1 protein-coding gene is annotated in these 1,368 nt (G+C 73.2%); it reads left to right on the forward strand.

Features of this window, described 5'->3' with window-relative positions; all coding sequences use genetic code 11:
* Window positions 1-1,368 (forward strand): type I polyketide synthase (locus ACFV0G_RS39365; RefSeq protein ID WP_380558738.1); only part of this gene is annotated, 1,368 nt, incomplete at both ends.

The following is a 1,368-nucleotide window of genomic DNA, read 5'->3' on the forward strand; positions in this document are numbered from 1 at the left end:
GACCCCGAGCCCTTCGCGAACATCGGAATGAGGGGCCGCTACCCCGGTACCGTCCACACCCCCGAGGAGCTCTGCCAGCTCGTCAGCGCGGGCCGCGACGCGGTTGACGGATTCCCCGTCAACCGCGGCTGGGACCTCACCGCGATCTACCACCCCGACCCGGACAACCCCGGCACCTCGTACGTCGCCGAGGGCGGCTTCCTGCACGGAGCCACCGAGTTCGACCCCGGATTCTTCGGAATATCGCCGCGCGAGGCGATGGCGATGGACCCGCAGCAGCGCCTGCTGCTCGAAACCTCCTGGGAGGCATTCGAGCGCGCCGGAATCGACCCGGCCGCGCTGCGCGGCAGCCGCACCGGCGTTTTCGCCGGCGTGATCTACCACAACTACGCCGCCCGCCTGCACTCCGTGCCGGAGGGCGTCGAGGCATTCCTCGGCACCGGCAGCTCCGCGAGCATCGCCTCCGGCCGGGTCGCCTATGCGCTGGCCCTGGAGGGCCCGGCCGTCACGATCGACACGGCCTGCTCGTCCTCCCTGGTCGCCCTGCACCTCGCCGTGCAGTCGCTGCGCAGCGGGGAGTCCACGCTCGCCCTGGCCGGCGGTGTGACCGTGATGTCCACCCCCGAGGCGTTCGTCGACTTCAGCCGCCAGCGCGGCCTGGCCATGGACGGCCGCTGCAAGGCGTTCTCCGCCGACGCGGACGGTACCGGCTGGGGCGAAGGGGTGGGCATGCTGCTCCTGGAGCGGCTGTCCGACGCACGGCGCAACGGCCACCCCGTGCTGGCCGTCGTCCGTGGCACCGCCGTCAACCAGGACGGCGCGTCCAACGGCCTCACTGCGCCGAACGGTCCGTCCCAGCAGCGTGTCATCAAGCAGGCACTCGAGAACGCCCGCCTGACCGCCCAGCAGGTCGACGCCGTCGAGGCGCACGGAACGGGCACCCGCCTCGGCGACCCCATCGAGGCCCAGGCGCTCATCGCCACCTACGGCCAGGACCGCCCCGAGGACCGGCCGCTGCTGCTCGGCTCGGTGAAATCCAACCTGGCCCACACCCAGGCCGCGGCCGGCGTCGCGGGCGTCATCAAGATGGTCATGGCGATGCAGCACGGCGTGCTGCCCCGCACCCTCCACGCCGACCGGCCCTCCCCGCACGTCGACTGGGCCGCCGGCGCCGTCCGCGTCCTCACCGAGGACACGGTCTGGCCCGAGACCGGCGAGCCGCGCCGGGCCGGTGTCTCGTCCTTCGGCTTCAGCGGAACCAACGCGCACGCCGTCCTGGAGCAGGCCCCGGCGGTGGAGTCGCCCGCTGATGCGGTGGAGGCTCCCGCGGCGCCGCTGTCGGCGGCGGTGTCGGTGCCGGTGCCGTTG

Source organism: Kitasatospora sp. NPDC059571, assembly GCF_042735675.1.
Classification (GTDB): domain Bacteria; phylum Actinomycetota; class Actinomycetes; order Streptomycetales; family Streptomycetaceae; genus Kitasatospora.